Source organism: Streptomyces sp. NPDC051183, from assembly GCF_040682455.1.
Lineage (GTDB): Bacteria > Actinomycetota > Actinomycetes > Streptomycetales > Streptomycetaceae > Streptomyces.
The window spans coordinates 148,244-171,774 of record NZ_JBFBBA010000002.1 but is presented as its reverse complement, the minus strand read 5'-3'; the positions used below and the strand labels follow the sequence as shown (position 1 = coordinate 171,774).

At 72.5% G+C, this 23,531-nt stretch carries 21 protein-coding genes; 14 read left to right on the top strand and 7 right to left on the bottom strand.

Translation table 11 applies throughout. From position 1 onward, the window contains the following. Window positions 1-9 precede the first annotated feature (9 nt). Complete coding sequence (locus AB0M99_RS02725) at window positions 10-525, bottom strand: GNAT family N-acetyltransferase (RefSeq protein ID WP_365916789.1); 516 nt, start codon at window positions 523-525, stop codon at window positions 10-12. A gap of 38 nt (window positions 526-563) precedes the next feature. Here AB0M99_RS02725 and AB0M99_RS02720 point away from each other — a divergent pair, with 38 nt between their 5' ends. Beyond that, entirely contained in the window at window positions 564-1,367 is an 804-nt protein-coding gene (locus tag AB0M99_RS02720) for an exodeoxyribonuclease III (protein ID WP_365916787.1), read from the top strand. Here AB0M99_RS02720 and AB0M99_RS02715 read toward each other — a convergent pair. Continuing rightward, entirely contained in the window at window positions 1,349-2,038 is a 690-nt protein-coding gene (locus tag AB0M99_RS02715; RefSeq protein WP_365916785.1) for a MerR family transcriptional regulator, read from the bottom strand. The genes AB0M99_RS02720 and AB0M99_RS02715 overlap by 19 nt on opposite strands. A 178-nt stretch (window positions 2,039-2,216) precedes the next feature. On the opposite strand from AB0M99_RS02715, the gene AB0M99_RS02710 reads away from it, so the two are divergent. The 4 genes from AB0M99_RS02710 to AB0M99_RS02695 all read left to right on the top strand — a co-directional run bounded on the left by AB0M99_RS02710 (window position 2,217) and on the right by AB0M99_RS02695 (window position 5,865). Next, window positions 2,217-3,806 carry an NAD(P)/FAD-dependent oxidoreductase gene (locus AB0M99_RS02710; RefSeq protein ID WP_365916913.1) on the top strand — a complete coding sequence of 530 codons (1,590 nt, stop codon included), beginning with the start codon at window positions 2,217-2,219 and terminating at the stop codon, window positions 3,804-3,806. Next, on the top strand, window positions 3,803-4,729 hold the full coding sequence (locus tag AB0M99_RS02705; protein WP_365916783.1) for an alpha/beta hydrolase: 927 nt from the start codon (window positions 3,803-3,805) through the stop codon (window positions 4,727-4,729). The genes AB0M99_RS02710 and AB0M99_RS02705 overlap by 4 nt, the downstream gene beginning before the upstream one ends. Further along, window positions 4,726-5,610 (top strand): SDR family oxidoreductase, encoded by an 885-nt coding sequence (locus AB0M99_RS02700; protein ID WP_365916781.1) that lies wholly within the window; start codon window positions 4,726-4,728, stop codon window positions 5,608-5,610. Before AB0M99_RS02705 ends, AB0M99_RS02700 begins: the two co-directional genes overlap by 4 nt. Window positions 5,611-5,685: 75 nt before the next feature. Then, window positions 5,686-5,865: a hypothetical protein gene (locus tag AB0M99_RS02695; protein ID WP_365916779.1), complete on the top strand. Its 180-nt coding sequence runs from the start codon at window positions 5,686-5,688 to the stop codon at window positions 5,863-5,865. Between the two features lie 72 nt (window positions 5,866-5,937). Here the strand turns inward: AB0M99_RS02695 and AB0M99_RS02690 are convergent, their stop codons facing one another. Beyond that, complete coding sequence (locus tag AB0M99_RS02690) at window positions 5,938-9,222, bottom strand: S41 family peptidase (RefSeq protein WP_365916777.1); 3,285 nt, start codon at window positions 9,220-9,222, stop codon at window positions 5,938-5,940. Between the two features lie 175 nt (window positions 9,223-9,397). Here AB0M99_RS02690 and AB0M99_RS02685 point away from each other — a divergent pair, with 175 nt between their 5' ends. Both AB0M99_RS02685 and AB0M99_RS02680 read left to right on the top strand, forming a co-directional pair. Further along, entirely contained in the window at window positions 9,398-9,988 is a 591-nt protein-coding gene (locus AB0M99_RS02685) for a TetR/AcrR family transcriptional regulator (RefSeq protein ID WP_365916775.1), read from the top strand. A 113-nt stretch (window positions 9,989-10,101) separates the two neighbouring features. Beyond that, a complete protein-coding gene (locus AB0M99_RS02680) occupies window positions 10,102-12,297 on the top strand; it encodes an MMPL family transporter (RefSeq protein ID WP_365916773.1) in 2,196 nt (731 codons plus the stop codon). 95 nt (window positions 12,298-12,392) lie between these two features. On the opposite strand, the gene AB0M99_RS02675 is transcribed toward AB0M99_RS02680, so the two are convergent. After that, window positions 12,393-12,815 (bottom strand): SsgA family sporulation/cell division regulator, encoded by a 423-nt coding sequence (locus tag AB0M99_RS02675; protein ID WP_365916771.1) that lies wholly within the window; start codon window positions 12,813-12,815, stop codon window positions 12,393-12,395. A 190-nt stretch (window positions 12,816-13,005) separates the two neighbouring features. Between AB0M99_RS02675 and AB0M99_RS02670 the strand changes: the two genes are divergently transcribed. The 4 genes from AB0M99_RS02670 to AB0M99_RS02655 all read left to right on the top strand — a co-directional run bounded on the left by AB0M99_RS02670 (window position 13,006) and on the right by AB0M99_RS02655 (window position 16,876). After that, the gene (locus tag AB0M99_RS02670; protein WP_365916769.1) at window positions 13,006-14,067 is read left to right on the top strand and encodes an energy-coupling factor ABC transporter permease; all 1,062 of its coding nucleotides are present in this window, start codon (window positions 13,006-13,008) and stop codon (window positions 14,065-14,067) included. A gap of 1 nt (window position 14,068) precedes the next feature. Beyond that, window positions 14,069-14,830, top strand: a complete 762-nt coding sequence (gene cbiQ, locus AB0M99_RS02665; protein ID WP_365916767.1) for a cobalt ECF transporter T component CbiQ — start codon at window positions 14,069-14,071, stop codon at window positions 14,828-14,830. Then, complete coding sequence (locus AB0M99_RS02660; RefSeq protein WP_365916765.1) at window positions 14,827-15,621, top strand: ABC transporter ATP-binding protein; 795 nt, start codon at window positions 14,827-14,829, stop codon at window positions 15,619-15,621. The genes cbiQ and AB0M99_RS02660 overlap by 4 nt, the downstream gene beginning before the upstream one ends. An 88-nt stretch (window positions 15,622-15,709) precedes the next feature. Then, on the top strand, window positions 15,710-16,876 hold the full coding sequence (locus tag AB0M99_RS02655; RefSeq protein ID WP_365916763.1) for a serine hydrolase domain-containing protein: 1,167 nt from the start codon (window positions 15,710-15,712) through the stop codon (window positions 16,874-16,876). Here the strand turns inward: AB0M99_RS02655 and AB0M99_RS02650 are convergent. The 3 genes from AB0M99_RS02650 to AB0M99_RS02640 form a co-directional block, all read right to left on the bottom strand. Further along, on the bottom strand, window positions 16,873-17,361 hold the full coding sequence (locus AB0M99_RS02650; RefSeq protein WP_365916761.1) for a YbaK/EbsC family protein: 489 nt from the start codon (window positions 17,359-17,361) through the stop codon (window positions 16,873-16,875). The two genes, AB0M99_RS02655 and AB0M99_RS02650, sit on opposite strands and share 4 nt — an antisense overlap. Before the next feature lie 40 nt (window positions 17,362-17,401). Next, window positions 17,402-19,045 carry a penicillin-binding transpeptidase domain-containing protein gene (locus AB0M99_RS02645; RefSeq protein ID WP_365916759.1) on the bottom strand — a complete coding sequence of 548 codons (1,644 nt, stop codon included), beginning with the start codon at window positions 19,043-19,045 and terminating at the stop codon, window positions 17,402-17,404. A 118-nt stretch (window positions 19,046-19,163) separates the two neighbouring features. Beyond that, on the bottom strand, window positions 19,164-20,846 hold the full coding sequence (locus AB0M99_RS02640) for a phospholipid carrier-dependent glycosyltransferase (protein ID WP_365916912.1): 1,683 nt from the start codon (window positions 20,844-20,846) through the stop codon (window positions 19,164-19,166). Window positions 20,847-21,116: 270 nt separating this feature from the next. On the opposite strand from AB0M99_RS02640, the gene rsmI reads away from it, so the two are divergent. The 3 genes from rsmI (at window position 21,117) to AB0M99_RS02625 (ending at window position 23,529) form a co-directional block, all read left to right on the top strand. Next, the gene (gene rsmI / locus AB0M99_RS02635; protein ID WP_365916911.1) at window positions 21,117-21,959 is read left to right on the top strand and encodes a 16S rRNA (cytidine(1402)-2'-O)-methyltransferase; all 843 of its coding nucleotides are present in this window, start codon (window positions 21,117-21,119) and stop codon (window positions 21,957-21,959) included. 288 nt (window positions 21,960-22,247) lie between these two features. After that, window positions 22,248-22,637: a hypothetical protein gene (locus AB0M99_RS02630; protein WP_365916910.1), complete on the top strand. Its 390-nt coding sequence runs from the start codon at window positions 22,248-22,250 to the stop codon at window positions 22,635-22,637. Window positions 22,638-22,647: 10 nt separating this feature from the next. Beyond that, complete coding sequence (locus AB0M99_RS02625) at window positions 22,648-23,529, top strand: TatD family hydrolase (protein WP_365916757.1); 882 nt, start codon at window positions 22,648-22,650, stop codon at window positions 23,527-23,529. Window positions 23,530-23,531 lie beyond the last annotated feature (2 nt).

Genomic DNA, 23,531 nt, shown 5'->3' with positions numbered 1-23,531 from the left:
AGACACCCCCTAATGCTGCGACCGGGAAGGAGACGGCAGCAGCGGCTTGGCCATGCAGCGGCTGGATTCGTAGAGGCGGTAGTAGCCGAACTTCGGGGCCGCCGTGTAGCCCTCGGAGAGGTAGAGGGCTATCGCCTCCGGCTGCTGGTCGCCCGTTTCCAGGGCCATCCGCCGGCGGCCCGCCGCGCGGGCGTCGGCTTCGAGCTCCGCGAGGATCCGGCGGGCCAGGCCCTGGCCGCGGGCCTCCGGGACGACGTACATGCGCTTCAGCTCGGCGTCGCCGTCCGAGTAGCCCTCGTCGTTCGCCTCCTGGCTGCGCCAGCCGCCGCTGGCTATCGGGGCGCCCGCGGCGTCGTAGGCGAGGAGGTAGAGGCCGTTCGGCGGTTCGAACATCGCCGGGTCGAGGAATGTGACATCGCCCTCGCCGTCGTAGCGCACCTGGTACTCGAGCTGGACCTGGTCGTTGAGTTTCACCGCGTCGGGGTGGTCGTACGGCACGGCGCGGAGCTGGATCCCGTGAGACATTCGAATATCGTACGGAACCCTCCCGCTATGGTGCAGGGATGCTCACTGTGACCTCCGTGAATGTGAATGGGATCCGCGCCGCCGCGAAGAAGGGCTTCGTGGAGTGGCTCGACGGATCCGACGCCGATGTCGTCTGCCTGCAGGAAGTGCGGGCCGAGGAGGGTCAGATCCCGGCGGAGGCCAGGGAGCCCGAGGGCTGGCACACCGTGTTCGCGCCGGCCGCCGCCAAGGGCCGGGCCGGGGTCGCGCTCTACACGCGGCGGGCGCCCGAGCGGGTGCAGGTCGGATTCGGGAGCGAGGAGTTCGATTCCTCCGGGCGGTACATCGAGGTGGACCTGCCCGGCGTGACCGTGGCGAGCCTCTACCTGCCGTCCGGGGAGGCCGGGACCGAGAAGCAGGACGAGAAGTACCGGTTCATGGGGGAGTTCCTGACCTACCTCGCGGGGCTGAAGGTGCGGGCCGCCGCCGACGGGCGCGAGGTCGTGGTGTGCGGGGACTGGAACATCTGCCACCGGGAGGCCGACCTCAAGAACTGGAAGACGAACCGCAAGAACGCCGGCTTCCTGCCCGAGGAGCGGGAGTGGCTGGGCAAGGTGTACTCCGACGCCGGATACGTGGACGTGGTGCGCGAGCTGCACCCGGACACCGAGGGGCCGTACTCCTGGTGGTCCTACCGCGGGCGCGCCTTCGACAACGACGCCGGGTGGCGCATCGACCTCCAGGTCGCGACCCCGGGGCTGGCCGGCAAGGCCGTGAAGGCCTTCGTCGAGCGGGCCGAGACGCACCCCGAGCGGTGGTCCGACCACGCTCCGGTGACCGTGGTCTACGAGCTCGGCTCCTGAGCGGACGGCTTGTGGAGGCGGTCCATCGCCATGCTGAGCTCGGCCTCGACCACGCTCTTGGCCAGCGGGCGCAGCCTCCGCAGGGCCTCCTCCCCGAGGTGGGCGGAGATGAGCTCGGAGAACAGGGCGGCCATCGCGTCGGCGTGTTCGCGGACCCGGCGGCCCGTCTCCAGCACGGCGGACAACGGGACGCCCTCGCGGACGAGCGCCGAGGAGACGTCGAGCAGCCGGCGGCTGACGTGGACGATCTCCTCGCCGTCGGTGGCAAGGTAGCCGAGGTCCAGGGAGGCCGCCAGGTTCTCCGGGGTGACCTCGCCCTCGAAGTAGTCGGCGAGGGCCTCCGGCGACAGGCGGACCGGGGTCTCCTCCGACCAGCCGATGCCGAGCAGCTCGCCGAGCTGGCCGACGTCGCGGCCCTTCTCGAAGGCGGCGGTCAGTTCGGCGATGCCGCCGAGGGTGTGGCCGCGCTCCAGCAGTGCGGCGATGGTGCGGAGCCGGGCCAGGTGGTGGTCGTCGTACCAGGCGATGCGGCCTTCGCGGCGCGGCGGCGGGAGGAGTTTGCGCTCGCGGTAGAAGCGCAGGGTGCGCACGGGTATGCCGGCCGCCTCGGCCAGCTCCTCCGTCCGGTATTCGCGCACTGTGCTCCTCGGTCCGGTCCGGTTTTCCGCCACATGCGCAGCCTAGGGCGTACCCGCAGTAACTTTCCGGGCACGACCCCTACCCATGGGTACGGGGCTGCTCTACTCTCCCGATTGTGCCAGTGATTGCTGGCAGCGTTGTGGGTGTGGCTGGGCTGGGCTGGGACTGCGGAAGCGGAAGGCGGCGGGCATGAGCGGCATGGGCGGTGGCATGGACGGGCGTGAGCACGTACGGGTGGCGGTGATCGGGTCCGGATTCGGCGGACTGGGCGCGGCCGTGCGGCTGCGGCGCGAGGGGATCACGGACTTCGTCGTACTGGAACGGGCCGACTCCGTCGGCGGGACCTGGCGCGACAACAGCTACCCCGGGTGCGCGTGCGACGTCCCCTCGCACCTGTACTCGTTCTCCTTCGCGCCCAACCCCGACTGGCCCCGGACCTTCTCCGGGCAGCCGGCCATCCGGGAGTACCTGGAGCACGTCGCCGACACCTTCGGGCTGCGCCCGCACATCCGGCTGAACCACGAGGTCCGGATGATGCGCTGGGACGCGGACCAGCTGAGGTGGGAGATCGAGACCTCGGGCGGGGAGTTCACCGCCGACGTCGTCGTCTCCGCCACCGGGCCGCTGTCCGACCCGAAGATGCCGGAGGTCCCAGGGCTCGCCGGATTCCCCGGCAAGGTCTTCCACTCGGCCCGCTGGGACCACGACTACGACCTGCGCGGCAAGCGCGTCGCCATGATCGGCACCGGCGCCTCCGCCATCCAGATCGTGCCCGCCATCGCGCCCGAGGCGGAGCGGCTCACGCTCTTCCAGCGGACCCCGCCGTGGGTGATGCCGCGCACCGACCGGGCCATCACCGCCATCGAGCGCTGGCTGCACCGCCAGCTGCCCTTCACCCGGGCGGCGCGCCGCGGGCTGCTGTGGGGGATCCGGGAACTCCAGGTCAGCGCCTTCACCAAGCGGCCGAACCAGCTCGGGCTCATCGAGTCGCTGGCCAAGGCGAACATGGCGCGCTCCATCAAGGACCCGGCGCTGCGGGCCAAGCTGACGCCCTCGTACCGGATCGGCTGCAAGCGCATCCTGCTCTCCAGCGAGTACTACCCGGCGCTGGCCCGGCCCGACGTGGACCTGGTCGCCTCCGGGCTGAAGGAGATCCGCGGATCGGTGCTGGTCGCGGCCGACGGGACCGAGACCGAGGTCGACGCGATCATCTTCGGCACCGGCTTCCACGTCACGGACATGCCGATCGCCGACCGGGTGGTGGGCGCGGAGGGCAAGACCCTCGCGGACGTGTGGAAGGACGGGATGCAGTCGCTGCGCGGGGCGACGGCGGCCGGCTTCCCGAACTGGATGACGATCATCGGGCCGAACACCGGGCTCGGGAACAGCTCGATGATCCTCATGATCGAGTCGCAGCTGAACTACATGGCCGACTACATGCGGCAGCTCGACGTCCTCGGCGGCCGGGTCGCGCTCGCGGCCAGGCCCTCGGCCGTCAACACCTGGAACCGCAAGGTCCAGGACCGGATGGAGCGGACGGTGTGGAACACCGGCGGCTGCACCAGCTGGTACCTGGACGGGCAGGGCCGCAACACCACGGTCTGGCCGGGGACCACCGGCGAGTTCCGCCGCGAGACGCGGAGCGTGGACCTGGCCGAGTACGAGGTCGTGCGCGTCCGGGAGCGGGACCGCGAGCGGGTCCCGGCCGCGGCGAAGGCCGAACGCACCGCCGGGGCCGCGGCCGTGCCGGCCGCCGCCGCTCCCGCGCAGGCCGCCGCCGTCGAGGAGGGCGCCGCGTGAGCCGCCTGACGCACGTCACCGCCGGGCCGTACGCGCCCGTGGCCGCCCGGCGCGAGCTCGTCGCCACCTCCGCCGACGGGGCCCGGCTGCACGTCGAGGTGCACGGGGAGGAAGGCGCGCCGGCCGTGGTGCTGGCACACGGCTGGACCTGTTCCACCGCCTTCTGGGCCGCGCAGGTACGGGCCCTGTCGGGCACCCACCGGGTCATCGCCTACGACCAGCGCGGCCACGGCCGCAGCCCCGCGGCGACCGCGTACAGCACCACCGCCCTCGCCGACGACCTCGTCGCCGTCCTGCGCGCCACCCTCGCCCCCGGTGAGCGGGCCGTGGTCGCGGGGCACTCCATGGGCGGCATGACGATCATGGCCGCCGCCGGGCGGCCGGAGTTCGCCGAGCACGCCGCGGCCGTGCTGCTGTGCAGCACCGGCAGCAGCGCACTGGTCGAGGAGTCGCTGGTCCTGCCGGTCCGCGCCGGGCGGGCGCGGACCCGTGTCACCGGCGCGATCCTCGGGAGCCGCGCCCCGCTCGGGCCCGTGACGCCCGTGGCCAGGAAGGTGCTGAAGTACGCCACCATGGGCCCCGGTTCCGCACCCGACAAGGTCGAGGCCTGCGCCCGCATCGTGCACGCCTGCCCCACCGGGGTCCGCCACGCGTGGTCCCGGGTGCTGGCCGGGCTGGACCTGGACGCGAACCTGGCCGCGCTCACCGCGCCCACCGCCGTCATCGGCGGCAAGAACGACCGCCTGACCCCGATCGTGCACGCCCGGGGCCTGGCCGCCGCGCTGCCGAACTGCGTGGGGCTCACCGAGCTGACGGGCATGGGGCACATGACCCCGATCGAGGCCCCGGAAGCCGTCACCAACGCCGTGCGCGAACTCGCCGGTTCCTACCTGCCCGCCCCCGAGAAGGAGAAGACGCCGTGAGTGCTCGCAGGAGTCTGGAAGGCCAGGTCGCCGTCGTCACCGGCGCAGCCCGCGGCGTCGGCGAGCTGCTCGCCCGCAAGCTCTCCGCGCGCGGCGCGAAGATCGCCCTGGTGGGCCTGGAGCCGGAGGCGCTCAAGGAGGTCTCCGAGCGGCTGCACACCGACAGCGACCACTGGTACGCCGACGTCACCGACCACGAGGCCATGGCCCGCGTCGCGCAGGAGGTCAAGCAGCGTTTCGGCAAGGTGGACATCGTCGTGGCCAACGCGGGCGTGGCCGCCGGCGGGCCGTTCGTCGACTCCGACCCCGACGCCTGGCGCCGCGTGATCGAGGTCAACCTCATCGGCGGGGCCGTCACCGGCCGGGCCTTCCTGCCCGTACTGATGGAGAGCCGCGGCTACTTCCTGCAGATCGCCTCGCTCGCCGCGATCACCCCGGCGCCGATGATGACCGCGTACTGCGCGTCCAAGTCGGGCGTCGAGGCCTTCGCGCACTGCCTGCGCGCCGAGGTCGGCTACAAGGGGGTCAAGGTGGGCGTCGGCTACCTCTCCTGGACCGACACCGACATGGTGCGCGGCGCCGACCAGGACGAGGTCATGCGGGAGCTGCGCCAGCGGCTGCCGTGGCCGTCCAACCGCACGTACCCGCTGGGCCCGGCCGTCGACCGGATCGTGGCGGGCATCGAGCGGCGCTCGCCGCACGTGTACGCGCAGTGGTGGCTGCGCGGGATGCAGGGGATGCGCGGGTACCTCCCGGGGATCATCGCGACTGTCGGACAGCGCGAGATGAAGCGGTTCGAACCCCGACTGGCCAGTGTCTCCACGGGACTTGTGGGGGCCGGCGGGGCTGCGGACGAGCAGGACCGGAGCCGGCGCAGCTAGCCGGAATGCGAGGAATGTCCGGCCGTGCCAGGCTGGTCCGTGCCAAGCCCCGACACCCTTCCAGGAGGGAACAGCATGGGTATCAAGGACCAGTTCCAGGAAAAGGCGAAGCGGCTCGCGGAGCAGGCCGAGGCCGAGGCCGAGGCGCGAGGTTCCCAGGACGAGGCCCCGGAACGTTCCTCGCAGGTCGAGCAGGATGCGAAGGCGCAGGCCCAGAGGGCCCGTGACGCCTTCGACGACAACTTCGACAAGTAGCCGGCAACCGCTCCAGGGGTGCGACCCGTGCCGTTCCACGGGTCGCGCCCCTTTCGTGTGCCCGTGTGCCCGCTACCGCGGCGGCAGCTTCGGACGCCGCCGGTCCGGTACGTCCGTGTACCCCGGCGGTTGCAGGGCCGGGTCCTGCTCCAGCAGTTCCAGCGCCAGGTGCACCGCGTCGTCGAGCTGGGCGTGCCGCCCCTCCGCCCAGTCGAGCGGGGTGCGCAGGATCGCCAGGTCCGGCTCCACACCGTGGTTCTCCACCGACCACCCGTACTCCGGGAACCACGCCGCGTTCATCGGCACCGTGATCACCGTGCCGTCACCGAGGGTGTGCCGGCCGGTCATGCCGACCACCCCGCCCCAGGTGCGCTGGCCGACCACCGGGCCGAGCCCCAGCAGCTTGAAGGCCGCGGTGATCATGTCCCCGTCGGAGGAGGTCGCCTCGTCGGCCAGTGCCACGATCGGACCCCGGGGCGCGTTCGAGGCGTACGAGACCGGCTGGGCGTTGCGGGTCAGGTCCCAGCCGAGGATCGTACGGGTCAGCTTCTCCACCACCAGCTCGCTGATGTGCCCGCCCGCGTTGCCGCGTACGTCCACGATCAGGGCCGGCCGGGACATCTCCATCCGCAGGTCGCGGTTGAACTGCGCCCAGCCCGAGCCGCCCATGTCGGGGATGTGCAGGTAGCCGCACCGGCCGCCGCTGATCTCCCGGACCACCGCGCGCCGCTTGGACACCCAGTCCTGGTAGCGCAGCGGCCGCTCGTCGATCAGCGGCACGACCGCCACCCGCCGGGCCCGGCCCTCGCCCTCCGCGGGCTCGAAGGTGAGCTCCACCGTGGTGCCGCCGGCGGCCGAGAGCAGCGGGTAGGGTCCGGTGACCGGGTCCACCGGCCGGCCGTCCACGTGGGTCAGGACCGCGCCCTCGCGGATGCCGGTGCCGGCGAGCGGGGAGCGGGCCTTGGAGTCGGAGGACTCGCCGGGCAGGATCCGGGCGACGACCCAGGCCCCGTCCCGGGGGACCAGGTTGGCGCCGAGCAGCCCGATGGCCCGCTGGTAGTGCGGGGGGCCCTCGTTGCGGCGCGCGGGGGAGACGTAGGCGTGCGAGGTGCCCAGCTCGCCGAGCACCTCGCGCATCAGGTCGGCGAACTCGTCCGGGGAGGCGACCCGTTCGACCAGGGGACGGTACTGGCGCAGCACCCCGTCCCAGTCGATGCCGCACATGTCCGGCGCCCAGAAGTACGCCCGGATGATCCGCCCGGCCTCCTCGAAGGCCTGGCGCCACTCGGCCGCCGGGTCCACCTCGTGCAGGATCCGCCGCAGGTCCAGGTAGACGGTGGAGTCGCTGTCGCCCGACTCGGTCGCGGGGACCGCCCGTAGGTCGCCGTCGTCGTTCACCACGAGCCGGGTCCCGTCGCCGCTGACCGCGAACCAGTCCAGCCCGGAGGCCAGTTCGGTCTTGCGGGCCTTGGTGATGTCGAAGTGCTCCAGCGTCGGCTTGCCGCTGGTGTCGGCCGGGTTGGCGAAGGTCTCGCCGAGCGCGCCGGAGATCGGCCAGCGCAGCCACACCAGCCCGCCGCCGCTCACCGGGTACAGGGCCGAGTACTTCGACGCGGACACCGGGAAGGGGGTGACCCGGCTCTCCAGCCCCTCCACCTCCACGGTCACCGCGCCGTCGCCGGAGTCGGAGTCCCCCTCGGCCGGGTCGAGCCCGCCCGCCGCCGGGCGGCCGTCGGGCGAGAAGGCGAACGGCGAGGGGGTCGCCGAGGACAGTGGTACGAGGTACGGGCGGCAGCCCAGCGGGAAGGACAGATCGCCGGTGTGCACGTCGTAGACCGGGTCGAAACCGCGCCACGACAGGAAGGCGAGGTAGCGGCCGTCACGGGTGAAGACCGGACTCTCGTCCTCGAAGCGGCCGTTGGTGACGTCCACGATCGCCCGCGGGCCGGGGCCGGAGATCCGGACCATCTTGATCTGCCGCAGCGAGCGCCCGACGCCCGGGTGGGACCAGGTCAGCCAGGTTCCGTCGGGCGAGAACGCCAGGTCGGTGACCGGCCCGTTGATGGACCGGATCAGCTCGGTGACCTCCCCGTTGGACTCCTCGGACGCGTCGATGAGCAGCAGTCGCCCGTCGTTGGAGGCGATGGCGAGCCGTTCGCCGTCCGGGTCCGACAGCAGCTCCAGTACCCGTCCCAGCTCGCCCGAGGCCAGCCGGCGCGGCTCCCGCTCGCCGGAGGCCCGGGGCAGGTAGGCGATCTCGATCGCGTCCTCGCCCTCCGCGTCCGTCACGTACGCCACCTGCCCGCCGCTGCCGAGCATCTCGGGCAGCCGTACCCGCACGCCCGGGGTGTCGGCGATGGTCCGGGCGGGGCCGTCGCGGTGCGTCAGCCAGTACAGGCTGCCGCGCACGACGACGGCGCTGGCCCGCCCGGTGGCGTCGACGGACAGCGAGTCGACGTGGCTGGCGGCCGGCACCTGGTAGGTGCGCCGGCCCGCGCGGGGGCCGCCTAGGCGGACGTCGAGCTTGCGCGGGACGCTGTCGGCGGCGAGGGAGTCGACGAGCCAGACGTCCCCGGCGCACTGGTAGACGATCCGGGAGCCGTCGCTGGAGGCGTGCCGGGCGTAGAACTCCTCGTGGTCGGTGTGCCGGCGCAGGTCGGTCCCGTCGGGCAGGCATGAGTAGAGGTTGCCGATGCCCTCGTGGTCGGCGAGGAAGGCGATCCGGCCGCCGACGAACATCGGCGAGTCGAGGTGGCCCTCCAGGCCCTCCAGCAGCCTCTGGCCGTGCAGCCACAGGCGGCCGGTGGCGCCGCCGCGGTAGCGCTTCCAGGCGGCGGGCTCGTGCGGGGGCTTGCCGGTCAGCAGCAGGGTGCGCCGCTCGCTGCCGGGCCCGTCGGTTTCGTGGACGGCGATGTCGGAGACCGGGCCCCAGGGGAGCCGGCCGCCGGGGGAGCCGTCGGTCGGCAGGCTGTAGGCCCAGGAGAAGTAGGAGAAGGGCTGGCCCTGCGAGGACACGGCCAGGATGTCGCTGCGGCCGTCCTCGTCGGGCGGGGTCCAGCCGCAGACGCGGGTGTCGGTGGCGCCCCAGTGGCTCAGCTGGCGGGCCGGGCCGCCGTCCACGGGGGCGAGGTGGATCTCGGGGTCGAGGCTGCGCCAGGTGGTGAAGGCGATGTGCCGGCCGTCGGGAGAGAAACGGGGGTGGCTGACCCGGGTCCGGTCGACGGTGATCCGCCAGGCCCGGCCGACCGGATCTCCAGGGGGAACCAAGGGCGCCACCCAAAGATCGTCCTCGGTGGCGAAACACAGCAGGTCGTCGTGCAGGTGCGGGAACCGGAGGTACGCGACGTCGTGACTCACCCCCCAATGCTTTCCGCGCCAAGGGGGGCTGGCAACTCGTACAGGTGATCCAAGGTGACCCACGACACTGCGCGGAACGAAACGGAACGGTTTCGTTTCGCTGGATCCCGGGGTATCGTCCTATCCGTACGAAACAGTTTCGTCTCGATGAGCGTGCCGGAAGGGAGATGCCGAGATGGCCGAAGAAGTCACGTCGCGCCGCAGCCGGATCACCCCCGAGCGGGAGGCCGAACTCCACGGGGCGGTCCTCGACCTCCTGCGCGAGGTCGGCTACGAAGCGCTGACCATGGACGCGGTCGCCGCCCGTACGAAGTCCAGCAAGGCCACCCTCTACCGCCAGTGGGGGAGCAAGCCCGAGCTGGTCGCCCGAGCCCTGCGGTGCACCCAGCCGGTCTCCCTGCGGGAGATCGACACGGGCAGCCTGCGCGGGGACTTCGCGCTCATGATCGAACACTCCGACGACGACCAGATGGCGAAGGACACCGCGCTGATGCGGGGCCTGACCCACGCGGTCCACGAGAGCCCGGAGCTCCACAAGGCGCTGCGGGACCTGCTGGTCGACCCGGAGATCACCGGCCTGCAGGTGATGCTGCAGCGGGCCGTGGACCGGGGCGAGATCGCCCCGGACTGTCCGGCCCTGGCCTTCGTACCGCACATGCTCATCGGGGCGTTCATCGCGCTCCCGCTGATCGAGGACCGGTCCGTCGACCGGCGCTTCCTCGGTGACTTCATCGACGCCGTGGTCTTCCCCGCCCTCGGCGTCTGAACTGCCGCACGCGCTTTCCTCGCTGTTCCCGCTGTTCCTGACACGCCGCTCTCGTCGTCGGACCGGCTTCTGCCCTGATCCCATCCCACGACCCGAACGGGAGAACCACCGACGTGGCCACCTTCCTTTACAGACTCGGCAGGGGCGCCTTCCGGCGCCGCCGTCTCGTCGCCCTCGTCTGGGTGGCGCTGCTGTTCGCCGCCGGCTTCGGCGCGGCGTCGGCGTCCGCCCCCACCTCCGGCTCGTTCTCGATACCCGGCACGGAGGCCCAGAAGGCCTTCGACCTGCTGGACCAGCGCTTCCCGGGGATGGCCGCCGACGGCGCCACCGCCCGAATAGTCATCAAGGCCCCGGCGGGCGAGAAGGTCGACTCCCCGGCCGTCAAGGACCGGGTCAACAAGATCGTCTCCGAGCTGCGGGACGGCCCGGGCAAGGAGCAGGTCTCCTCGGTCGCCGACCCGTACGAGGCCCAGGCCGTCAGCCAGGACGGCTCCACCGCCTACGTGAGCGTCAAGTACACGGTCAGCGGCATGGAGCTCAAGGACGAGACGCGCGAGACGCTCAAGGACTCGGGCAACGAGGCCAAGGCCTCCGGCCTCACCGTCGAGATCGGCGGCGACGCCCTGATGGCGGCCCCCGAGACGGGCTCCGGCGAGATCATCGGCATCATCGTCGCCGCGATCGTCCTCGTCATCACCTTCGGCTCGCTGATCGCGGCCGGACTGCCGCTGCTGACCGCGCTGATCGGCGTGGGCATCGGTGTCTCCTCGATCACCGCGCTGGCCAACGTGCTGGACCTCGGCTCCACCACCTCCACCCTCGCGATGATGATCGGCCTCGCGGTCGGCATCGACTACGCCCTCTTCATCGTCTCCCGCTACCGCGCGGAGCTCGCCGAGGGCCGCGAGCGTGACGAGGCCGCGGGCCGGGCCGCAGGAACTGCCGGCTCCGCCGTCGTCTTCGCCGGTCTGACCGTGGTCATCGCCCTGGTGGGCCTGGCCGTCGTCAACATCCCGATGCTGACCAAGATGGGCTTCGCGGCCGCGGGCACCGTGGTCATCGCCGTCCTGGTGGCCCTGACGCTGGTTCCGGCCATCCTCGGGTTCGCGGGCAAGAAGGTCCTGCCCGCCGGCACGAAGAGCAAGCTGTTCGGCAAGGGCAAGCCGGCCGGCACCGAGGCCGGGCCCAACGGCGGCACCCGCTGGGCCCGCTTCGTCCTGCGCCGCCCGATCATGGTCCTGCTGGTCGGCGTGATCGGCCTCGGCGCCATCGCGATCCCGGCGAGCAAGCTGGAGATGGGCCTGCCGGACGACGGCGCCCAGCCGGTCTCCACCACCCAGCGCCAGGCGTACGACCTGCTGTCCGCGGGCTTCGGCCCGGGCTTCAACGGCCCGCTGATGGTGGTCGTGGACGGCAACAAGGAGCTCGCAGACAAGACGGCCGACCGGATCAAGGGTCTGGAAGGCGTCGTCGCGGTCACCCCGCCGACCCTCAACAAGGACGCCGACGCGGCCGTGATCACGGTCATCCCGAAGGACCGCCCGTCCTCCGTCGAGACCGAGAACCTGGTCCACAAGATCCGCGAAGGCAGCGGGGACGAGGTCCTCGTCACCGGCGCGACCGCGATGAACATCGACTTCTCGCAGAAGATGAACGACGCGCTGCTGCCCTACCTGGCACTCGTCGTCGGCCTCGCCTTCCTGCTGCTGATGCTCGTCTTCCGCTCGATCCTGGTCCCGCTCAAGGCGGCCCTCGGCTTCCTGCTCTCGGTGGTCGCCGCCCTCGGCGCCGTCGTCGCGGTCTTCCAGTGGGGCTGGCTCGGCTCGCTCTTCGGAGTGGAGCAGACCGGTCCGATCATGTCGATGATGCCGATCTTCATGGTGGGCGTGGTCTTCGGTCTGGCCATGGACTACGAGGTCTTCCTCGTCACCCGCATGCGCGAGGCGTACGTCCACGGGGAGCGTCCGGGGCAGGCCGTCGTGACCGGCTTCCAGTACAGCGCCCGGGTGGTCGTGGCCGCGGCCGTCATCATGATCGCCGTGTTCTCCGGCTTCATGGGCGCCAGCGACCAGATGGTGAAGATGATCGGCTTCGGCCTGGCCATCGCTGTCTTCTTCGACGCCTTCGTCGTCCGCATGGCCATCGTCCCGGCGGTGCTCGCACTGCTCGGCCACAAGGCCTGGTGGCTGCCGAAGTGGCTGGACCGGATCCTGCCGAACGTGGACGTGGAGGGCGAGAGCCTGCGCAAGCACCTCGATGCCTCGGCCCCGCAGGACCCGGACAAGGACCGCGAGCTCGCGAAGGTCTGATCGCACGACCGCACGACCGCTCAACCGCACGGCGGCGGCCCCGCACCCGATCGACGGGTGCGGGGCCGCCGTCGTCGGGGCCGCCGCCGTTGGGCCTAACGGGCGACGGGGGCGTACGTACGGCGCAGGAAGCGGCGCAGGGCGGCGATGTCGAACTGGACCACGGCGACGCCCTCGGGGGAGTGGAACTCCACGACGGCCTGTACGCGCCCGCAGGGCCAGACGCGTACGTCGCCGGTACCGGTCGGGGCCTGGAGGCCCGCCTCCAGGAGCGCGCGGGGGAAGACCCACTCGTTGTCGGTGCCCTCGGGGGAGATGCCGGCGGGGAAGACGATCCGTACGGCCAGGGGCTCGGCGGGGGCGAAGCGCAGCGCGACCGGGATGGTCCGGTAGAGCGGGTCGTCGGTGATCACCCGCGCGCGGACGCGCTCCTCGACGGCAGCGGCGACGGCAGCGGCGGCGGCAACGGTGGCGGTCGCACCGGCGGTCGTGGGTGGATTCTCGGCGGTCGCAGACATCGACAAGACTCCTCGAATCGGAACGTATCCGTCCGTATTGCCCCCAGCCTCGCACATTCCCACGAATCCGCGCGCCGCCATTTGTGATGTGGACGCTCTTGCCAACGGTTTGCAATTGGGCACTATTCTTGAACGGTTAAAGATTCGGTGAGTCTCACCGCGAGCACCACCGCAGAAGCGGAGCAGCCCCATGCATGTACCCGACGGCTTCATCGACGCCCCCGTCTCCATCGCCGCAGGCGTCGCCGCCGCCGGAGCGGTGGCCGTGAGCCTGCGCGGTGCCCGCCGTGAGCTCGACGAGCGGGCCGCGCCGCTCGCCGGCCTCGTCGCCGCCTTCATCTTCGCCGTCCAGATGCTCAACTTCCCGGTCGCCGCCGGCACCAGCGGCCACCTGCTGGGAGGGGCGCTCGCCGCGATACTCGTCGGCCCCTACACCGGCGTGCTGTGCGTGTCCGTGGTGCTGCTCATGCAGGGCGTCCTGTTCGCCGACGGCGGGCTGACCGCCCTCGGCGTCAACGTCTGGACCATGGGCGTCGTGACCGTGGTCGTCGCGTACGCGATCTTCCGCGGGCTGCTGAAGCTGCTGCCCGACACCCGCCGCTCGGTGACCGCGGCCGCCTTCGTCGGAGCGCTGTTCTCGGTGCCCGCCGCAGCCGTCATGTTCACCGTCTTCTACTCCCTCGGCGGCACCACCGACGTCCCCATCGGCACGGTGTTCGGCGCCATGGTCGGCGTCCACACGCTGATCGGCATCGGCGAGGCCGCCATCACCGCCGCGACCGTGGGCGCCGTACTGGCCGTACGCCCCGACCTGGTGCACGGAGCGCGCGGCATGTCCGCGCCGCTGAAGCTGCGCGTCGGAGGCGAACTCGTCGACGCCCCGGCCGCCGCCGCGGCCCCGGCCGCCGTCGCCGCCGCCCGCTCGCCGAAGAAGGTGTGGGCCACCGGCCTGGTCACCGCCCTGGTCCTGGCCGGCTTCGTCTCCTTCTACGCCTCCGCCAGCCCCGACGGCCTGGAGAAGGTCGCCGCCGACAAGGGCATCGACCAGAAGGTGACCGAGCACGCGGCCGCCGACTCCCCGCTCGCCGACTACGGCGTCAAGGACGTCGACGACGCCCGCCTCTCCGGCGGCCTCGCCGGGGTCATCGGCGTCGGCGCGACCATCGCCGTGGGCACCGGAATCTTCTGGACGGTGCGCCGCCGCCGCACGGACGAGGCCGTCACCGTCCCCACGGCCTCGTCGGCCGCCTGACATGGGCGCGGGCCACGCCCACAAGCTCTACCGGCACGGGCACTCCCCGGTCCACGCGCTGCCGCCGCACTGCAAGCTCGCCGCGGCCTTCGCCTTCGTGCTGGTCGTCGTGTCCACCCCGCGCGAGGCGGTGTGGGCCTTCGGCCTGTACGCCGTCCTCATCGCGGCGGTCACGGCCGTGGCCAGGATCCCGGCCGGCTTCCTGCTGCGCCGGCTGCTCATCGAGGTGCCCTTCGTCGCCTTCGCCGTGCTGATGCCCTTCGTGGCGCAGGGCGAGCGGGTCGACTTCCTCGGCGTGTCCCTCAGCGTCTCCGGGCTGTGGGGCGCCTGGAACGTACTGGCCAAGGGCACGCTGGGCGTCGCCGCGTCCGTACTGCTCGCCTCGACGACCGAGCTGCGGGCGCTGCTGCTGGGCCTGCAGCGGCTGAAGCTGCCGCCGCTCCTCGTACAGATCGCGTCGTTCATGATCCGGTACGGGGACGTGATCACCGACGAACTGCGCCGGATGTCGATCGCCCGCCGCTCGCGCGGCTTCGAGGCGCGCGGGATCCGGCACTGGGGGGTGCTGGCCAAGACCGCCGGCGCGCTGTTCATCCGCTCCTACGAGCGCGGCGAGCGGGTCCACCTCGCGATGGTCAGCCGCGGCTACACCGGCTCCATGCCGGTGATCGACGAAGTCGCAGCCACGCGCGCCCAGTGGGCGTACGCGGCCGTGCTCCCGGTGACGGCCCTCGCCGTCTGTCTGATGGGATGGACGCTGTGAACCACTCCGCTTCCCCCTCGCCCACCTCCCCGCCGCCGCCCTCGTTGGAAGTGGCCGGTCTCGCCTACGCCTACCCGGACGGCCACCAGGCCCTCTTCGGCGTCGACCTGACCGTCGGCCGGGGCGAGCGGGTGGCCCTGCTCGGACCCAACGGCGCCGGCAAGACCACCCTGGTGCTGCACCTCAACGGCATCCTGGGCGGCGGGGTCGGCTCGGTGACCGTGGCCGGGCTGCCGGTGGAGAAGCGGCACCTCGCCGAGATCCGCCGCCGGGTCGGGATCGTCTTCCAGGACCCCGACGACCAGCTCTTCATGCCCACCGTCCGCGAGGACGTGGCCTTCGGCCCGGCCGCCGCCGGGATGCGCGGCGCCGAGCTGGAGACCCGCGTGCGCGAGGCCCTGGAGCAGGTCGGGATGGCGGAGTTCGCCGACCGGCCGCCGCACCACCTGTCCTTCGGGCAGCGGCGCCGGGTCGCGGTGGCGACCGTACTGGCCATGCGGCCGGAGATCCTGGTCCTGGACGAGCCCTCGTCCAACCTGGACCCCGCCTCGCGCCGGGAGCTGGCGGACATCCTGCGCTCGCTGGACGTGACGGTGCTGATGGTGACGCACGACCTGCCCTACGCGCTGGAGCTGTGCCCGCGGGCGGTGGTCCTCAGCGAGGGGGTCATCGCGGCGGACGGCCGCACGCACGAGCTGCTGTGCGACGAGGAGCTGATGCGGGCCCACCGCCTGGAGCTGCCCTTCGGCTTCGACCCGCGCACGCCCCTCCTGGCGCGTCCCCAGCGCTGAGCCGCCCCGGGGAAGCAGGGGCGTGCGGCGCGTGTTGCACTGCGACGTGGGCGCCGTCGGGGCGCCGCGGCACGTGCGGGGAGTAGACGTGGATGTCCACGGGACGGTGACGGAGGGCTTCGAGCCCGTCAGGGACGCGTTCGCGCGCAACTTCGAGGTGCTCGGGGACCGGGGCGCGGCGGTGTCCGTGTACCGGGACGGCCGCAAGGTCGTCGACCTGTGGGGCGGCACGAAGGACGCGAACGGCACGGAGCCCAGGGCCCCCTGGATGGAGGACACCGCGCAGATCGTCCGCTCCGCGACCAAGGGCGTGGCCGCTGCCGTGCCGCTGCTGCTGCACCAGCGCGGGCTGCTGGACCTGGACGCGCCGGTCAGCTCGTACTGGCCGGAGTTCAAGGCGGGCGGCAAGGAGAAGGCGCTGGTCCGCCACCTGCTCGCGCACCAGGCCGGGGTGCCCGCGCTGGACCGGGGCCTGAGCATGGAGGAGGCGGTCGACGGGGTGTCCGGACCCCGGGCCGTCGCGGCGCAGCAGGCCTTCTGGGAGCCGGGCACCGCGCAGGGCTACCACGCGCAGACTTTCAGCTGGCTGGTGTCCGAGCTGGTGCTGCGGGCGACCGGCCGCACCGTGGGCTCCGTCCTGGCCGAGGAGATCGCCGAGCCGCTCGGGCTCGACTTCTGGATCGGCCTGCCGGAGGCCGAGGCGCACCGGGTGGGCCGGGTGGCGCCCGTCGACCCGCCGGAGGGTGCGGGCCTGCTGCGGACCCGGCCGAGGAGAAACGTTTCGGAGGCCTACGCCGACCCGAACTCCCTCACCCGCCGCGCCTTCGTGGCCATCGACCCGCTGCCCGACGAGAACGACCCCGTCTACCGGGCCGCCGAGCTCCCGGGCTCGGCCGGCATCGGCACGGCGCGCGCCCTGGCCCGCTTCTACGCCGCCACGATCGGCGTGGTCGAGGACGGCGCGCGGATCTTCACCCCGGCGACCACAGCGCTGGCCGCGCGGGAGCTCTCGGCCGGCCCGGACCGGGTCCTGGTGGTGGGCACGCGCTTCGGGCCGGGCTACATGCTGCACGGCCCCGCCTCCCCGCTGCTGTCCCCGGCCTCCTTCGGCCACCCGGGCCGCGGTGGCTCGCTGGCGTTCGCGGACCCGGAGGCGGGGATCGGCTTCGGCTACGTGACCAACGCCCACGCCAAGTCGGTCACCGCCGACCCGCGGGCCCAGTCCCTGGTCAGGGCCCTGAAGTCGGTGCTCTAGCCCTCCCGCCCCGGCTGTTCCCGTACGTCGGCCAGCACGGCCCCCGCGTGCCCGATCAGGTCACGCGGGGCCATCGGGAACACCGAGTGCGGGGTGCCGGCGGCCGCCCAGACCACCTCGTGCGCGAGCAGCGAGCGGTCCGCGAGCACCCGGGTGCGGGTGCGGTGGCCGAAGGGCGGCACCCCGCCGATGGCGTACCCGGTGGTCTCGCGCACCAGCGCGGCGTCGGCGCGGGTCACCTTCGCCGCGCCGAGCTCCCGGCGCACCGCCTCCACGTCCACGCGGGAGGCCCCGTCCATGAGGACCAGTACGGGGACGCCGTCCGCGGCGAACACCAGCGACTTGGCGATCTGGCTCAGCTCGCAGCCGATCGCCGCGGCGGCGTCCGCGGCGGTGCGGGTGCCGTCCGGGAAGGTACGGACGTCCAAGCCGTCGAGGCCGAGCTCCGAGAGGGCTTCGGCGAAGCGGGGGTGCGCAGTCGTCATGCGCCGACGCTACCCCCGCCCCCGCCCCGCGCGCGGCCGGTCAGGAGTTCAGGACCTGCGCGACGATCGGGCCCGCCGCGTCCGAGCCGTGGCCGCCGCCCTCGACCATCGCGGCCGCGGCCACGTCACCGCTGAAGCCGGTGAACCAGCTGTCCGGGCCGCCCGCGCCGTCGACCTCCGCCGAGCCGGTCTTCGCGCCCTTGTCGGAGCCGGTGACCGAGGCCATCGCGCCGCGCCCCGTACCGCTGGTGGCCGTCAGCTTCATCATCCGTACGAGCTGTGCGGCCACCCCCGGCTTCATCGGACGCGAGGCGCGGGCCAGTTCGCGTCCGTCCAGCGAGGCCTTGACGACCACCGGCTGGCGGAACACCCCGGTCCGGGCGGTCGCCGTGATGGACGCGATGTTCAGCGGGTTCATCCGGATCTGGCCCTGGCCGATGTACTCCGCGGCCGCGGCCGCGCCCGACGCTTCCGGCACCTCGCCGTCGAAGCTGGGGATGCCGGTCTTCCACTCCTGGCCGATGCCGAAGACCTCGCGCGCCTCCTTGGGCAGTGCCGCGTTGTCGCCCACCGGCTTGATCTGCTTGATGAAGGCGGTGTTGCACGACTGGGCGAAGCTCGTCGCGAAGGGCTCGTTGTCGAGCTTGAGGTCGTTCATGTTCTTGAAGGTGCGGCCGTCCCACGACACCGTCGCCGGGCACTCGGCCACCTTGTCGGCCGCCACCAGCCCCCGGTCGATCAGCATCGCCCCCGTCACGATCTTCATCGTGGAGCCGGGCGCGCGCCCGCCCAGCATGGCCGCGTTGAAGCCGTCCTTGCGGTGGTTGGCGATGGCCAGGATGTCCCCGGTGCTCGGCTTGACGGCGACCACCGAGGCCTCGGGGAACCGCCCGACCGCCTTCTCCGCCGCCGCCTGCACATCGGCGTCCAGCACGGTCTCGATCCGCCCCGGCCTGCCCTCCGCCAGCGTCAGCAGGTTCCGCCTGGGGGCGTCCTGGGCGGCCGGTTCGATCCACACCTCGGAGCCGGCGGTGCCGCCGGCCTTCTCCCCGTACGTCTTGCGCAGCGAGTCCAGCACCGGCCGCAGGGAGGGGTACAGCTCGGCCGTCAGCTCCTTGCCGTTGCGGTCGACCGCCTTGACCGGCGGGCTCGGCGGGGTGCCCGCGCGCAGCTTGTCGCCCTTCTGGAGCTGCGGGTGGATGATCTCGGGCTGCCAGTCGACCAGCGGCAGGCCGCTGGTGATCCCGCGCACCACCGTCAGCTTCGACTCGTACGCGAGTGGCTTGGTCGCGCCCTCGTACGTGATCTCGGCGGCGACGGTGAACGGCACCGTGGTGCCGTTCGGCGTGCCCGGGGTGATCGCGGCCTTGGCCACGTAGGCCTTGGCGCCGTAGTCCGCGACGGCCGTCTGGGCCTCCTGCACGTTGTTCGTCAGGTCGGCGGCCGCCCGGGCGTCCCCGGCGGCCCATGCGGCGAGGAACGCCTTGGCGGTCTCGGCGATCTCCTTCTCGCTGACGGGCCCGCTGCCCTTCGCAGGCTTCCGCGGCGCCCCGCCGACCGCGCTTCCCTTCTTGTCGTCCCCGTCGCCGGCGTCCCCCACCAGCGCGTACACCCCGTACCCGGCCCCGCCCAGCATCGCCAGCAGTGCGCCGCCGACGATGGCACCCTTCGCCGCCCCGTTCACGTAAATCCCCGTTCGTTCCCCGTGTCGTAGTTCCTGAACATGTTCAAGAACCTCTGGGGTGGACCTTACGCTGAGCGAGCATGCGCACATGCTGTTGTTACCGGACCGGAACTTTCCGTCAGACCCAGGTGTCCAGCCACATCCGGTTGCGCCAGGAGTCCATCGGCAGGCTCTGGCCCGTGTAGATCGGCCAGAAGTAGATGAAGTTCCACACGATCAGGAGCACCAGCACCCCCGCGCCGATCGCCCCCAGGGCGCGCCGGCGCTCCGAGGAGCCCGCCGGGCCCAGCATGGCGCCGATCATCATCGCCACCGCCAGGCACAGGTACGGCAGGAAGACCACCGCGTAGAAGTAGAAGATCGTCCGCTCCTGGTAGTTGAACCAGGGCAGCAGGCCCGCGCCCAGGGCGCATGCGATGGCCCCCGCCCGCCAGTCGCGGCGCAGGAGCCAGCGCCACAGCACGTACAGCAGCGCGAAGCAGCCCGCCCACCACAGCAGCGGGGTGCCCAGGGCCAGGACCTCGCGGGCGCACTTGGCCGTCTCCGTGGCCGGGCAGCCGTCGGTGCCGGGCGCGGGGGACTCGTAGAAATAGGAGACGGGCCGCCCCAGGACCAGCCAGCTCCACGGGTTGGACTCGTAGGTGTGCCCCGAGGTCAGGCCGACGTGGAACTTGTAGACCTCGGTCTCGTAGTGCCACAGGCTGCGCAGCCACTCCGGCAGGAAGGACAGCGAGCTGTGCTGGTCGTTCTTGGCCGCCCAGTCGCGGAAGTAGCCGCCCTTGCCGTTGTCCGGGCTCAGGATCCAGCCGAGCCAGGACGTCAGGTACACGGCCACCGCCACCGGCACGGTGGACAGGAAGGCGGGCAGCGCGTCGCGGCGCAGCATCGCCGCGTACGGGGCGCCCGCGCCCGCGGTGCGGCGGGCCGCGGCGTCCCACAGCACGGTCAGGACACCGAAGAAGGCCAGCACCACCAGGCCGTTCCACTTCGTACCGAAGGCCAGGCCCAGGCAGATGCCGGCCAGGATCCGGTACGGGCGCCAGCCCAGGCTCAGGGTCTCGGCGATCCGCACGTCCGGACGGGTCCGGCCCTCCTCGTCCACCGGGAGCGCCGCCGCGAGCCGGGCCCGCGCCCTGTCCCGGTCGATGACCAGCGCCCCGAAGGCGGCCAGGATGAAGAACATCAGGACCAGGTCGAGCAGCGCGGTCCGGCTCATCACCAGGTGCAGGCCGTCCACCGCCATCAGCGCGCCGGCCAGGCAGCCCAGGAACGTGGAGCGGAACAGGCGCCGCCCGATCCGGCACAGCATCAGCACGGACAGGGTGCCGAGCAGGGCGGTCATGAACCGCCAGCCGAACGGATCGAAGCCGAACATCCACTCGCCGAGCCCGATCACCCATTTGCCGACGGGCGGGTGCACGACGTAGCCCGGCTCCAGCGGCAGCGGGACCCCGTCCGGGTTGGCGAGGATCGACTTGTCGATGTCCTTGGGCCAGCTCGCCTCGTAACCCTGCCGGACCGTGGCCCAGGCGTCCTTGGCGTAGTACGTCTCGTCGAATATCACCGCCTTCGGGCTGCCCAGGTGCGCGAACCGCAGCACCCCGGCGACCAGCGCCACCAGCAGCGGCCCCGCCCACGCCAGCACCCGCTGCCAGGAGGCCGTCGCCGCGGCCGGGACGCCGAGCGCCGTCCACAGCTGCGCCGAGGGCCGGGCGTACGGGGGCACCAGCCGGGTACCCACGTCCGCGCGGCGCGCGGACCCGGCCGGCGGCACGTAGCCGAAGCCGCGCAGGCGGCGCAGCCAGACGGACGGCTGGGCGGCGGAGTCGCGCCCCGCCTCGGAGGAGGGCGGGGCGCCCGCGGAGCTGGGCGGCGGCGTCGCGGTACTGGTCACCGGGTCATCGTAGGGAACGCCGCTGTGAGTGCAGCGGCGGCAGGGGCATCGAGGAGCGTCGGGCGGCGCGGCCGGAGCGCCCGCGACGGCTGAGAGGATGGTGCGGTGACCACTGACCAGCCCCGCGCCACCGACACCACCCCTTCGCACGGCGCCCCCGGCGCCCCCGGCGTCCTCGTGCTCGCCGGGACCCCGATCGGCGACCTCGCCGACGCCCCGCCCCGGCTGGCGGCCGAGCTGGAGCGGGCCGACGTGGTCGCCGCCGAGGACACCCGCCGGCTGCGCCGCCTGACCCAGGGCCTGGGCGTGCACACCACCGGGCGCGTCCTGTCGTACTTCGAGGGCAACGAGTCCGCGCGCACCCCGGAGCTGGTCGAGGCGCTGGAGGCGGGCAAGCGGGTGCTGCTGGTGACCGACGCGGGCATGCCGTCGGTCTCCGACCCCGGCTACCGGCTGGTCGCCGCCGCCGTGGAGAAGGACATCAAGGTCACGGCCGTGCCCGGGCCCTCCGCCGTGCTCACCGCGCTCGCGCTGTCCGGACTGCCCGTGGACCGGTTCTGCTTCGAGGGCTTCCTGCCGCGCAAGGCGGGCGAGCGCCTGGGCCGGCTGCGCGAGGTGGAGGGCGAGCGGCGCACGCTCGTCTACTTCGAGGCCCCGCACCGGCTCGACGACACCCTGGCCGCGATGGCCGAGGTGTTCGGCCCCGACCGCCGGGCCGCGGTGTGCCGCGAGCTGACCAAGACCTACGAGGAGGTCAAGCGCGGCGGACTCGGCGAGCTGGCCGCCTGGGCGGCGGAGGGCGTGCGCGGCGAGATCACCGTCGTCGTCGAGGGCGCCCCGGCCGCGGCGCCGGGCGACGTGGACGCCGAGGAGCTCGTGCGCCGGGTACGGGTGCGCGAGGAGGCCGGGGAGCGGCGCAAGGAGGCCATCGCTGCGGTCGCGGCCGAGGCCGGCGTACCCAAGCGGGAGGTCTTCGACGCCGTCGTCGCGGCAAAGAATGCGGCACAAAAGGTGCCGTAAGTCGGTAAAGGGCTAACCTGAAAAGCAAAGCCCAGACAAGCTCAGACCGCGCACCGGGCGCTTTGGGCATGGAGTCGCCCAAAGACCGTCCAACAGTAGACAGGGCCTGATGCGCTTCCGCCCGAAGAGGCGTCCACTGGCAATGGCACCAGTGGAACAAGAGGAGCTGGCATGAGTGAGATCGCTGACACCCCGGTACCCGTACCCGTACCCGTACCCGTCGCCGCCCCCGACGCCGGCTCCGACCCTGCCGTGCAGACCGTGCACGAGGCCTATTCGTTCGCCTGCATGAGGTGCGGCTACGGCTGGGAGCAGGCGTACGAGATCGAACACCACGTCGACGGCAAGGGCCAGCCGTTCATCATGTACACGGTCAAGGGCGAGCGGGTGCCCTCGCCGCTGTCCAACCCGACCTGCCTGAACTGCGGCGGCCACGTCGTACGCATCATGCGGGCCGGCCAGGTCTCCTCCGTGCTCGGCATGATCGACCACCTCTACCACCACCGCATCGCCCCCGGGATCGCCGGACCGGTGCCCGCGGGCGAGAACGTCCCCCGGCCCCCGAAGCCGCGCAAGGCGACCCGGCTGCACGACGCACCGGGACCCGTCTCGCTCGACGAGGCCCGGCGCAGCCGGGGCCCGATCGCCCGCCTCATGGAGTTCTTCCGCCGGTCATAAGATCGGCCGTATGAGCACCAGCACCGCTTCGAAGGACGCACCGCCGCCGCTGCCCGAACCCCTCCGGGTGGCGGTGGCGGACTCGCACACCCACCTGGACATGCAGCAGGGCACCGTCGAGGAGGGCCTGGCCAAGGCCGCGTCCGTCGGCGTGACCACCGTGGTCCAGGTCGGCTGCGACGTGAAGGGCTCGCGCTGGGCCGCCGAGACCGCCGCCGCGTACGAGAACGTCCACGCGGCCGTGGCCCTTCACCCGAACGAAGCCCCCCGCATCGTGCACGGCGACCCCGACGGCTGGTCCCGGCAGGGCGCGCGGACCGGCGGCGGCGAGGCCGCGCTCGACGAGGCGCTGGCCGAGATCGAGGCCCTCGCGGCGCTCCCGCACGTGAAGGCGGTCGGCGAGACCGGACTGGACTACTTCCGCACCGGCCCCGAGGGGATGGCCGCGCAGGAGCGTTCCTTCAGGGCCCACATCGAGATCGCAAAGCGGCAGGGCAAGGCACTGGTCATCCACGACCGCGAGGCCCACGCCGACGTGCTGCGCGTCCTGCGCGAGGAGGGCGCGCCGGAGCGGACCGTCTTCCACTGCTACTCCGGCGACGCGGAGATGGCCCGCGAGTGCGCCGCCGCCGGGTACTACATGTCCTTCGCCGGGACCGTCACCTTCAAGAACGCCGCGCCCCTGCGCGAGGCCCTGGCGGTCGCCCCCCTGGAGCTGGTGCTCGTGGAGACGGACGCGCCCTACCTCACCCCCGCGCCGTACCGCGGACGGCCCAACGCGCCGTACCTCATTCCGCTGACGGTACGGGCGATGGCCGCGGTCCGCGGCATCGACGAGGACGCCATGGCGACCGCGGTGGCAGCGAACACGGCCCGCGCCTTCGCGTACTGATC

Bases quoted from the DNA above. Each gene is read 5' to 3' on its own strand.
- AB0M99_RS02675 (WP_365916771.1), bottom strand. From the start codon at position 12,815: ATGTCTGCGACCGCCGAGAATCCACCCACGACCGCCGGTGCGACCGCC.
- AB0M99_RS02630 (WP_365916910.1), top strand. From the start codon at position 22,248: ATGAGGTGCGGCTACGGCTGGGAGCAGGCGTACGAGATCGAACACCAC.
- AB0M99_RS02695 (WP_365916779.1), top strand. From the start codon at position 5,686: ATGGGTATCAAGGACCAGTTCCAGGAAAAGGCGAAGCGGCTCGCGGAG.
- AB0M99_RS02725 (WP_365916789.1), bottom strand. From the start codon at position 525: ATGTCTCACGGGATCCAGCTCCGCGCCGTGCCGTACGACCACCCCGAC.
- AB0M99_RS02670 (WP_365916769.1), top strand. From the start codon at position 13,006: ATGCATGTACCCGACGGCTTCATCGACGCCCCCGTCTCCATCGCCGCA.
- AB0M99_RS02720 (WP_365916787.1), top strand. From the start codon at position 564: ATGCTCACTGTGACCTCCGTGAATGTGAATGGGATCCGCGCCGCCGCG.
- AB0M99_RS02710 (WP_365916913.1), top strand. From the start codon at position 2,217: ATGGACGGGCGTGAGCACGTACGGGTGGCGGTGATCGGGTCCGGATTC.
- AB0M99_RS02650 (WP_365916761.1), bottom strand. From the start codon at position 17,361: ATGACGACTGCGCACCCCCGCTTCGCCGAAGCCCTCTCGGAGCTCGGC.
- AB0M99_RS02685 (WP_365916775.1), top strand. From the start codon at position 9,398: ATGGCCGAAGAAGTCACGTCGCGCCGCAGCCGGATCACCCCCGAGCGG.
- cbiQ (WP_365916767.1), top strand. From the start codon at position 14,069: ATGGGCGCGGGCCACGCCCACAAGCTCTACCGGCACGGGCACTCCCCG.
- AB0M99_RS02625 (WP_365916757.1), top strand. From the start codon at position 22,648: ATGAGCACCAGCACCGCTTCGAAGGACGCACCGCCGCCGCTGCCCGAA.